Here is a 9,338-nt window from a genome sequence, read left to right on the forward strand (position 1 = left end):
TTCCGAGGAGAGCCTGAGTGGGCGGTCGTCGGTTTAGGGCCGAATGAGGCCTGCGGTCATTATACCACGAGAGCCATCGGTCGAGATCGGCGGCGCGCGCATCGGATGATTTGAAAGGAATGGCGTAGGCCCATTCACGCAGCATCGTCTGAATGAAGCGCTCGGCCTTGCCGTTGGTTTTCGGCGTGTAAGGCCTCGTTCGGATGTGGCGTATGCCCAGCATCCGCAAGGCTTTGCGGAACAACCTGATCAGAAGTGACAGCTAGGGATCCATTCAGCCACAGAAGGATAGTCGAGGCCGCAAATGCCGCACAGAAGACGGCAAGTTTGGTCTTGAGCATCGTCCAAAAAACACTGGGATAGCCAAGGGCAGAAAACCAAAGCCAATCAATCAGGACGCTCAATGCTGGGCTGAGGGCCAAGCAAGCTGCAATGAGGAGCATCGCCAACGCTATGCGATTCCCCCATATCTCGTCCCTCCCTCCGCCGCGCGCCTTTATGACAGGAAAAAACTGTATGTTCTTGCCTCTATAAAGCTGACCTTTTCGAATTAGACAGGAAGTTGAGGTCAATCTCTTTGTGACCGCCGCCTCCGCCTTTCCATGGGCTCTTCGAAACCCAGGGCGGGAATTATACCCCATCGGAACGCCTGAAGCGGAGGTCTCGGAAGCCACCCGACGGAGCAGGGCCCCTTGTAGTCGTGCGCTTTTTCTCCGACGCTTTTGGGCGGCGAGTGTTGCCGTATCAGGCCGTGCGCGGTCGCGAGGATCGCCAGCACAGCTGCCGGGTCAACCATCGTCCGAAAACCGTTAAGCCCTCGTGAGGATCGTCGCGAAATTGCCCGCTACGCCGAGGATTCATGAGCTGACACACCATTCGGTCAAATTAGTCGAATTTGGGAGGGCGCCCATGCATGGCACTCGGGGACTAAGCCGGCCCGAACTGTCAATTTATGATCCAATACTCGTCCGGATCTCCCCTTCTGTGCACTTTTACCAAACGGCTCAGCGGAGGCGTTGTTTCAATCACGAGCTCACCGGCGGGTATGACTTGGCAGTCCTTACTTTTTATGCCTCTTTGAACGGTTGCATGGGCCGCCTGATAATCAGCCTCGTCTGAGAGCTCGAGCGCTCGGGACATGACGGCCTTGTCTTTGCAGGCAGGATATCCCAGCCGCCCTGCGCCCGGGGCGGCCGAAACTGCGCCGATCGCAATCGTGAAAACGAATAACGCCGCAACGCGTCTCATTTTCGGCTCCCCGGAAATGCCGCATTATCCTGTCACTTATCGCTTCGCACAAAAGCGGCAAGCGCACGTGCGGCAATTCGAGTCCCTCCGCCGTGGTTGGTTGGCTGAGAACATTTAAGCCAGTCAGCCTAAAGCCCGTGCGTTGGATCTGGGTTCCCTGGATGCATGCGCCCGCCGGCGCTGGTTGTTAAACCTCAACTTGGCCCCCAAGTTCTACAACCCGACCGGGAGGAATTTGGAAAAACTCCGTCGCCGGGAGCGCGTTGCGGTGCATGAACCTGTAAATTTCAAGCTTTAGGACCCGCCATTTCGAGAGACCGACAGGGACGATCGTCAGTCTGCCGACAAAAAAAGAGGTGTCCATCATGTCAAATTGGATAGGCAGGGTGAGCGCCTCAAGCAGCAAGGCGCGCGGAAGATTTGGTTGCTCCATAAAGCCGTAACGAACATTAACTGCGAAAAAGTTTTCATCGAGCGTCTGTGATTCGACTCGCTGTAATGGGTCGACCCGGGGGCTGCGTTCGGTCGTGACGTGCAACAGCACGACGCGCTGGTGCAAGACCTTATTATGCTTGAGGTTGTGTAGAAGCGGAACAGGAACGACGTCGGTTCGGCTCGACATGTAAACCGCAGTGCCTTTGACGCGTGACATGCGTGCCATATTCGCGATGAAGCTGGGTAGAGGCAAGGTATCGCGTTCGAGCGCCGCCCGCATGTCGGCGAAGCCCTCCGCCCAGCAGTTCATGAGAAAGAAAATGACGGCCGCCGTTACGAGAGGGATCCATCCACCGTCAAAGAACTTCACCATATTTGCTGCGACAAAAGAGCCGTCGACCACGACAAACAGCCCCGCAACGGCGAGGCTCATTGCCAAGCTCCATCGCCAGACGTCGCGCATCGCGATGAACATGAGCAGGCTGGTGAGCAGCATCGTCAATGAAACGGCAATGCCAAATGCTGCGGCGAGTCGCTCGGACGATTGGAAGGCGATTGTCAGGGCGACCGTAAGCGCCATCAGGCACCAGTTAACGAAGCCGACATAAATCTGCCCATAGCTCTCTTCCGATGTCTGAACAATATCGAGGCGCGGCAACAGTCCGAGCTGAATCCCCTGGCGGGTCATCGAAAATGCGCCGGTGATGATCGATTGGCTAGCGATCACAGTGGCCACCGTCGCTAGCGCCACCAGGGGAAATTGAAAGGCGGTTGGACAGAGATCGAAAAAGGGATTTGCGATGGCGGCAGGCCGAGCAATCAAGATTGCGGTTTGACCCGCGTAATTTAAAAGCAACGCTGGAAGGACAAGACCATACCACGCAAGCCGGATGGGCCGCGGCCCAAAGTGTCCCATATCCGCGTAAAGCGCCTCCGCGCCTGTTGCGCAAAGGAAGACGGCGCCAAGGAGCAGGAATCCTTTAACTCCGTGCCCGAGAAGGAATGTTAATCCGATAGTCGGATTGAGCGCCCAAAGCACTTGTGGGTTTGTCACAACACCCGCTAATCCAAGAGTCCCGATTGTGAGAAACCAAACCATCATAATTGGGCCGAAAAGCTTCGAAATGCGTGCGGTGCCTTGCGACTGCAAGGCGAATAAAGCGACCAGGATCACCACAGACAGCGGCGCTATGTAGGGTGTGATCGACGGGACTGGAGTCTTTAGCCCTTCGAGGGCGCTCAGCACCGAAATCGCTGGCGTTATTGCTCCATCGCCAAAAAGAAGAGCTGCGCCAAGCATTCCAATGGCGATCACAAACGGACGGCGGACGCGCTTGACTCCGAGTAGCGACATGAGCGCAAGGATGCCTCCTTCGCCGTCATTGTCGGCGCGCATGATAACAGCGACGTATTTTACTGAGGTGATGATGAAGAGGGTCCAGACGATAAGGGAGAACATCCCGAGCGCTTCTTCGGGACCGACTGCCCCACCTGCCCATTCGATCGCTGTCTTGACGGTATAGAGCGGACTGGTGCCGATATCTCCGTACACGACCCCCAACGCCCCCAAAGCTAACGTTCTCAAACCAGCCGCGTGGGTTTCTTGCCTTGCCTTGTGGAACATTGTTGTCCTCTGATCATAAAAAGGCGGCTTGGTCGCCTTAGACGGAGACGAAAACTCGGGCCAACAGTAAGGCTGGAGTCATGTGAGAGGAACCCCATCCTGCGAAAACGGATAAGCGTCGGCGCAGCCTTTTCTCCCTTCTCGACCCCGCCCTGGGCAGCCAACAACCATCAACCATGCTCGACCAACACATTGCCGAGCGTAGGCGCCAGCCTCAGGGTTACCGCAGCATTCGCGGCTGGCCGCTTAATCAAGACGCGACTCGATCAAGATGGGCTGCTATTACGTCCTGGCGCACTTAGCGCTTGTCTCGGCCCCCATCGCGTGACGGCGCCCCATCGTAGACCACACCCAGCGGTCTGGCAGTTACTCACCGACGGCTATGATTTGCAGCGGGTTTGCGGGCCGCCGAACCACGATTGACCGCAGGGCCAATACGTCTCTAAACAACATGAATAGCGGTTAAGGGGCTGTTCGCCGGGGCGGGGCGTTGCGCCGATGACATTTGATATCTATGAGCTCGGGTTGCTGCTCGCCGTCACGACTGCAGTGGCGCTGGTTTGCGAGCGGCTGAGGCTGCCATACACGATCGGCCTCATGCTCGCCGGCCTTGCCCTGTCGATGCTCCCGTTCAAGATCGAACTATCGCTTTCAAAGGACCTCGTCTACACCTTCCTACTGCCGCCATTGGTGTTCGAGGCGGCGCTCCGGTTGAACTGGCCAAGACTGCGCCGCGATCTTCCAGTGATCCTCATGCTCGCGGGGCCGGGCCTCATGGCCTCGGCGGTTCTGCTCGCGGCGGGCATGCATTGGATCGTCGGCTGGTCATGGGCCGCGGCGGGGCTCTTCGGCGCGCTCATCTCCGCAACGGATCCGGTCGCTGTCATCGCAACCTTCGACGAAGCCAGGGTGCGGGGTCGGGTCGACCTCCTGGTGCGCGCTGAGAGTCTGATCAATGATGGAACGGCGGCGACAGCGTTTGCGATCCTGTTGGGGTTGGCGCTGGGGACGCCCACGGCGTCCCTGGACGTGACATGGACCTTGCTTCTAACTGTTGGTGGCGGGCTAGCCTGCGGCTTCGCTGTGGCGGGAGCCCTGCTCATCCTTGTCGGCCGCACCAACAATAACTTGGTCAAGATCACTCTGACGACGCTTTGCGGCTATGGCTCCTTTTTGCTGGCCCAGCGTATCGACGCTTCAGGCGTGCTGGCCGCACTTGCGGCGGGCCTGGTCGTGGCGGAAGGAAGCCGGCGCGGCCTTTTCGGCTCTGGGGGCCAGGGCGCTGTCGCGGCCTTTTGGGAGTATGTCGCCTTCCTCGTAAACTCGGTGATATTCATCCTGATTGGGCTGCGCGAGGGAGAACGCCATTATCTGCTGGTGTTCTGGCCCGCCTTTACCGCGATACTGCTTGCCGTCGTCGGCCGTGCCATCGCCGTCTACCCGTTCTGCGCCTTGTTTCGTCGAACACGTTACGCCGTCGAAGTCAGGCACCAACACGTATTATTTTGGGGAGGCTTTCGTGGCGCGCTTCCTCTGGCGCTCGCGCTTGGATTGCCGGCCTCGATCATCGAACGAGACCAGCTCGTCACCGTGACCTTCGCCGTCGTGGCGTTCTCGATTGTCGTCCAGACGCTCGTGATGGTCCCCTTGCTTTACAGGTTGGGCGTGATTCGCCGTCCCTCAGATCGGGACGCCGTCGGAGTCTAACGCCTGGTCCTACCACAGAGACAGAGCGAAGGTTTCCGGAAGCCGCACTTGACCAAGGCTGACATGGGCCGCCGCTCCAAAAACTGTGTCGGAGCTTCTCCGCGTGTTATTTGAGCATTCGGGGTGGACTGAGTGGCCGAGCTGCGTCATGGATCGAGCGTTATTTCCAGCGAGGCTTGTGGGGCCGACATTCATCGCGATCGCGTTCGGTATGCTGATCAATCTGGGCATGTACGAGAGCATTATCGCGGAGGCGCTGCACGCGGGCATCCTGTTCTATCTGTCTGGCCTGCTTTCTTTGCTCGCTGGTCTGGCAATTATTAATCTGCACAATACCTGGCGCGCTGACTGGCGCGTCATTATCACGGTTCTTGGTTGGTCGATGACCATCGGCGGCGCCATTCGCATCGTGGCGCTGCAAATAGCGATTTGGATTGGTTCGGCCATCTATAGGGGCCGTGCTTCTACCCTCGTCGTGGCGGCGATCATCGGCGTATTGGGCGCTTTGCTGAGCTTCAAGGGCTACGTCGGGCGTGCATGAGAGCAGTGGTTGCGCTTTTGCTACCTCAGCAACGTGAGACAGTCGCAGTCGAGTGCCATTAAATATCACACGCGTGGCCGCAATGTCCTTTCGAGAACCAAGCCCGCGGCAGAGCGACCCGACGAGGTGTTGGCTCAGATTGTAGACAAGACCGGGACCATGAAAGTACCTTAGCCTTGCTGTCGAAGCGGACCCCAGATCCACGATGATAGAAGCGAGAAATGGGCTTAGGCTGGCGATACCGCTCTCGCACGTCGCAATTAGCTTTCTCTGACTTTAATCATGCGCGCCACATGCATGAGCCTTCAAATCAATATGGATTCTTTATGCATATTTGGCAGAGTATCCGCGCAACGCTCCACCCGTGGAGGCGATGCGATAAGAAAAATGACTCACACTGAGAAGTCTGACCATCTTCGATATGACTGGAAATACGAACTTCTTGCCGTCTTTCTTGCGGTGCTGGTTTTCGGCCCCGTCGTTCTTGAGTGGTTCTGTTGGACACGCTCAGAACTCGGCCAGTGATAATTCGCCTACGGTCACGACCGTACGCAACATAAGCATATACTTGAGATCTTGCGTTCGCGGCTGTACAGCGGCGACCCTAGTAGCTGGAACCTAGCGCTTGGTTCCCAAGGCAGGGAGAGAGCGGTAGCGGTCGTAGGTAGACCGCCTCTGACTCATCTCGGTCCTTGGGAACGTCGAGATTGAGGAGTTGGGAAAGGCGGAAGGGCAGCGCGTCGGAGATCACCTCCTGCGGATGCAAGAGGGCGAGAGGCCGAATGAGATTTTCGCTGGCGACTGTCGCCTCGTCCACCAAAATGCCAACCGCCAGCGCGAGCCCGCCGAGGGTCATCAGATTGACCGTTTGGCCGGTCGCCCATAGCGCCACCATCGCCGCCATGATCGATAAGGGAATGTTCACTACGACGACCAGCGCGCTCCGCCAGTCGCGCAGGAACAGCAGCACCATCAAGCCGGTGAGCACCGCCCCGATGGCGCCTTCCTGGGTAAGGCCGCTGATAGCCCGGCTGACAAAGGGGGATTGATCGAACTCATAGGTGACTTTCGCGCCCTCTGGCAACACCGCCTGAAACTTTGGAATATTTTCCCGCATAAGATTGACGACGCTGAGGGTCGAGGCGTCGGCGCGCTTGGTGACTGGAATGAATACGGTATGCTGGCCATTCACGAGCGCATAGCCGAACTCGATGTCCGACGAATCAGAGACCGTTCCGAGGTCGCGGACGTAAATCGTCTTTGTCCCATCCGAGGGGATTGCAATGTCGCCGATGCGAGAGACGTCGGTCACGACGGTGTCGACCTTCGTCCGTTGTTCTCGACCCTTCCAGGGGTTTCCGCTCCCCCGCCGTTTGGCGGCAGTCCGCGCGCCATCGTCATCAACGTCGATCCTGATCGCTTGACCGGCTACACATGAGCCCTGACGAGATCGTTCAGGCGATCGTGAAGGGCAATATCATTAGCCCGTCGGGCAATGTCCGCTTCGGGTCAGAGATGCCGATGGTCTTGACGAGATATCCTTCCATCTGCGCGGGATCCATGCCGCCATAAGGCTGCGCGATGTAGAGGACGGGGATTCCGAGATTGGGAAAGATATCGCGCGGCATCCGCAGCGTCGCGAGGATTCCCATGAGCACGGTCGCGATAACTAGCACGACGATGGTGATCGGGCGCCCTAACGCAAACGCTACCAAATTCATCGCGCTGGTCCCCTGTTCACTGGCCAGATATTATAAGCGGCTTCACTCCAGTCGCGATATCGGTAAGCCGCGCTTCAGCCCTTGGCTCAGCGACAGCGTTTGGCGACCGACGAAGGTTTCGTGACGCTTTGATAACATATTGATGACGACGCCGCTCGCGCTACATCGATATCAAACCGATAGTGTCAGCGCCCAGCGCTGCCGGGTTGGAGGTCGCCATGTCCATCCTCAACCGCATCCTGACCATAGCCATGGTTGCAGCTGCGATGTTGCCGACAGAAACGCTTGCCCGCGCCGCTCACCGTCATGGCGTGGCCGCGTATCGCTACCTGCCGCCAAATGCTTATGGCTATGTTGCGCCGCCGGTCGTTTTCTATCGCGCTCGACCTCTGCCGTATTACGTCGGACCTGATTGCGACCCTGCAAGAGACTGGAATTGCTGAGCCCTTCTACCTTGTAAAGGGAGCACCATCTCTAGCAGGCTGTTGAAAAACCCCTCGCTCTGGCGGCTCTGATGTGATTCCGTTCGCATCCCTTGCGGGTCATCCGCGGCCTGGCGAACGAGGCGCTCGCCGCCCTGGCTGGGGAGTTTTCGGCGCTTGAGGCTGAATTCAGCGATTTTTTGTATGTCGCGTAGGACGATCGGCCTGATGCGTTAGAAAGGCGTTGCGACACGGCACTTTCTCCTGGAGGAATTCACAGGCCAGCGGCTCCGACTCCAAGAGACGGGCGTTTATAACTGTTTATCTCCCGGGAGAAGGCGAATCTCAATAGCCGCCTCGGTTGGCCCGCAGTACCGGTCCCTCAAGTCGAGAAGCAGTTTCGTGGCGCGGAGTTCGCCCTTGGCCGCCTTGTTGGTCAGTTGCGTTGTTATGATGTCTTTCACTAGCACATGCTTCGTGCGGCCGTTTTCCTGGATCGTGACTCGCCTCGACAGAGCCTTGTCAATAAGGGCGCCGATTGTCTTTTGTTTGCGCGGCCGCCCTCTGGGATTGCCGCTGCGGCCGGGCTGAAAGCGCGTGTCCTTCGGAGGCCGGCCGTAACCAACCTCATAGTCGGGCGGTTGCGCAGAGCGTCGCCACTTACCCATTTCCTTAAAGCCCCTGCTGACGGGCGCCGCGCGAGGGCGTGGCCGATCCGGACTCTGGCTGAGCTTCGTCGCCAGCGACCGCCCCTGCTGCGAGACGCTCCGCCGCGACCTCATCGAAGGTCCGTCCGTCGCCCTCCAGCACGGCGTCCGTGTCCGTGTACTCCTGCCAACGCCGCACGGCGACGTCGACATGGGACGGGTCGATCTCCAGCCCGTAGCAGACGCGCCCGACCTTCTCGGCCGCGATAACAGTCGTCCCGGATCCAAGAAAGGGATCGAGGACGATGTCGCCGCGCCCCGTGCAATCGCGCGTCGCATCCGCCACCAGAACCACTGGCTTGACGGTTGGATGCATGGCGAGGATCTTGTTGCGCTCCGCCCCCAGGCTGCTGACGCCGGGATAGGTCCAGACGTTGCTGCGATTACGCCCGTGACGTCCTAACTGGACGTTGTTTTGGTGCTTCCCGGGACCAACCCGGAACACGGCGATGAACTCGTGCTGGCTGCGGTAGAAGGAGCCTTGCCCCAGATTGGTCTTGTTCCAGACCGCGATATTGAGCAGCTCCTCGTAGATGGCCCGGCCGGCGCTGACCAGCGTCTCGATATGGCGCCAGTCCATGCAGACGTAATGGATAGCGCCGCCCCGCGAAACGCACGCGACCGCCGCCAAACAATTTTTGAGGAAGGCGTGGAATACCTCTTCATCGATCTCGCCAGAAGCGACCACGAAGTCGGGATGCTTGATCCGGCCCCGCCCCTGCGCATGGCCGCCGATCGGGACGTTATACGGCGGATCGGCAAAGACCGCCGCGGCCGCCGCCCCGTTCATGAGCCTCGCATAAACGTTGGGCTTGCGCGCGTCGCCACACAGGATGCGATGCCTGCCCAGCCGCCAAAGGTCGCCTTTTTTCGTTACCGCTGGTCCGGACCCGGGAATGAAGTCCTCCTGCGGGAGATCTTCGCCCATGTCGG

The 9,338-nt window shown here is 58.7% G+C and carries 10 protein-coding genes and 1 pseudogene; 3 read left to right on the forward strand and 8 right to left on the reverse strand.

Translation table 11 applies throughout. From position 1 onward, the window contains the following. The 4 genes and pseudogenes from ACR652_RS20020 to ACR652_RS20035 all read right to left on the reverse strand — a co-directional run. Positions 1-241: pseudogene (locus ACR652_RS20020) on the reverse strand (integrase core domain-containing protein); the annotation flags it as partial. After that, on the reverse strand, positions 135-641 hold the full coding sequence (locus ACR652_RS20025; RefSeq protein WP_434508231.1) for a UPF0182 family protein: 507 nt from the start codon (positions 639-641) through the stop codon (positions 135-137). The gene ACR652_RS20025 and the pseudogene ACR652_RS20020, both read right to left, overlap by 107 nt. 304 nt (positions 642-945) lie before the next feature. After that, positions 946-1,248: a hypothetical protein gene (locus ACR652_RS20030; RefSeq protein ID WP_434508232.1), complete on the reverse strand. Its 303-nt coding sequence runs from the start codon at positions 1,246-1,248 to the stop codon at positions 946-948. Positions 1,249-1,435: 187 nt separating this feature from the next. After that, the gene (locus tag ACR652_RS20035; protein WP_434508233.1) at positions 1,436-3,307 is read right to left on the reverse strand and encodes a potassium transporter Kup; all 1,872 of its coding nucleotides are present in this window, start codon (positions 3,305-3,307) and stop codon (positions 1,436-1,438) included. A 498-nt stretch (positions 3,308-3,805) separates the two neighbouring features. Between ACR652_RS20035 and ACR652_RS20040 the strand changes: the two genes are divergently transcribed. Both ACR652_RS20040 and ACR652_RS20045 read left to right on the forward strand, forming a co-directional pair. Beyond that, positions 3,806-5,014, forward strand: coding sequence for a cation:proton antiporter (locus tag ACR652_RS20040; RefSeq protein ID WP_434508234.1), 1,209 nt, complete (start codon positions 3,806-3,808; stop codon positions 5,012-5,014). Positions 5,015-5,162: 148 nt separating this feature from the next. After that, positions 5,163-5,555: a hypothetical protein gene (locus ACR652_RS20045; protein ID WP_434508235.1), complete on the forward strand. Its 393-nt coding sequence runs from the start codon at positions 5,163-5,165 to the stop codon at positions 5,553-5,555. A gap of 604 nt (positions 5,556-6,159) precedes the next feature. Here the strand turns inward: ACR652_RS20045 and ACR652_RS20050 are convergent. Both ACR652_RS20050 and ACR652_RS20055 read right to left on the reverse strand, forming a co-directional pair. Then, the gene (locus ACR652_RS20050; protein WP_434508240.1) at positions 6,160-6,972 is read right to left on the reverse strand and encodes an efflux RND transporter permease subunit; all 813 of its coding nucleotides are present in this window, start codon (positions 6,970-6,972) and stop codon (positions 6,160-6,162) included. Between the two features lie 37 nt (positions 6,973-7,009). Then, entirely contained in the window at positions 7,010-7,276 is a 267-nt protein-coding gene (locus ACR652_RS20055; RefSeq protein WP_434508236.1) for an efflux RND transporter permease subunit, read from the reverse strand. 218 nt (positions 7,277-7,494) lie between these two features. On the opposite strand from ACR652_RS20055, the gene ACR652_RS20060 reads away from it, so the two are divergent. Continuing rightward, on the forward strand, positions 7,495-7,719 hold the full coding sequence (locus ACR652_RS20060; protein ID WP_434508237.1) for a hypothetical protein: 225 nt from the start codon (positions 7,495-7,497) through the stop codon (positions 7,717-7,719). Between the two features lie 290 nt (positions 7,720-8,009). On the opposite strand, the gene ACR652_RS20065 is transcribed toward ACR652_RS20060, so the two are convergent. Beyond that, positions 8,010-8,480 carry a DUF5681 domain-containing protein gene (locus ACR652_RS20065; protein ID WP_434508238.1) on the reverse strand — a complete coding sequence of 157 codons (471 nt, stop codon included), beginning with the start codon at positions 8,478-8,480 and terminating at the stop codon, positions 8,010-8,012. Next, the coding region (locus tag ACR652_RS20070; protein ID WP_434508239.1) for a DNA-methyltransferase at positions 8,371-9,338 on the reverse strand (968 nt) is incomplete at its 5' end. The genes ACR652_RS20065 and ACR652_RS20070, both read right to left, overlap by 110 nt.

Source organism: Methylocystis sp. (assembly GCF_051061225.1).
Lineage (GTDB): Bacteria > Pseudomonadota > Alphaproteobacteria > Rhizobiales > Beijerinckiaceae > Methylocystis.

Bases quoted from the DNA above. Each gene is read 5' to 3' on its own strand.
- ACR652_RS20055 (WP_434508236.1), bottom strand. From the start codon at position 7,276: ATGAATTTGGTAGCGTTTGCGTTAGGGCGCCCGATCACCATCGTCGTG.
- ACR652_RS20030 (WP_434508232.1), bottom strand. From the start codon at position 1,248: ATGAGACGCGTTGCGGCGTTATTCGTTTTCACGATTGCGATCGGCGCA.
- ACR652_RS20060 (WP_434508237.1), top strand. From the start codon at position 7,495: ATGTCCATCCTCAACCGCATCCTGACCATAGCCATGGTTGCAGCTGCG.
- ACR652_RS20040 (WP_434508234.1), top strand. From the start codon at position 3,806: ATGACATTTGATATCTATGAGCTCGGGTTGCTGCTCGCCGTCACGACT.
- ACR652_RS20045 (WP_434508235.1), top strand. From the start codon at position 5,163: ATGGATCGAGCGTTATTTCCAGCGAGGCTTGTGGGGCCGACATTCATC.
- ACR652_RS20025 (WP_434508231.1), bottom strand. From the start codon at position 641: ATGGGGTATAATTCCCGCCCTGGGTTTCGAAGAGCCCATGGAAAGGCG.
- ACR652_RS20065 (WP_434508238.1), bottom strand. From the start codon at position 8,480: ATGAGGTCGCGGCGGAGCGTCTCGCAGCAGGGGCGGTCGCTGGCGACG.
- ACR652_RS20035 (WP_434508233.1), bottom strand. From the start codon at position 3,307: ATGTTCCACAAGGCAAGGCAAGAAACCCACGCGGCTGGTTTGAGAACG.